This window comes from Corynebacterium sp. UMB8791 (assembly GCF_054166365.1).
In genome coordinates this window covers 1-325 of record NZ_JBSZCG010000065.1, presented here as the reverse complement: position 1 = coordinate 325, position 325 = coordinate 1, and the positions used below count along the sequence as shown (strand labels likewise).

1 pseudogene is annotated in these 325 nt (G+C 60.9%); it reads right to left on the bottom strand.

Features of this window, described 5'->3' with window-relative positions:
* Positions 1–185: pseudogene (locus tag ACXIUA_RS01855) on the bottom strand (amidohydrolase); the annotation flags it as partial.
* Positions 186–325 lie beyond the last annotated feature (140 nt).

The following is a 325-nucleotide window of genomic DNA, read 5'->3' as shown; positions in this document are numbered from 1 at the left end:
GAATGCAGTGAGCCGACATTGACAATGTTCATGTGCTTCGGATCCACATCGCGGGAGACAATCGTGTTCAGCATGAGAGTCGCCTGGCTGGCGATGAGCACCGGGTCAATCGACAGCTGCGGGTTCGAGGAGTGTCCGCCACGGCCACGAATGGCGATGGAGACGATGCCCGACATAGTTGTCACTCGCCCAGCGCAAATCCCCACATGCCCCACCGGATGCGGCGCGACGTGGAAGGCATAGACCTCATCCAAGTCATCGGCGGCACCCTTGTCGACCAGCTCACGAGCCCCGCCCGGCAGCATTTCTTCGGCGTGCTGGAAGA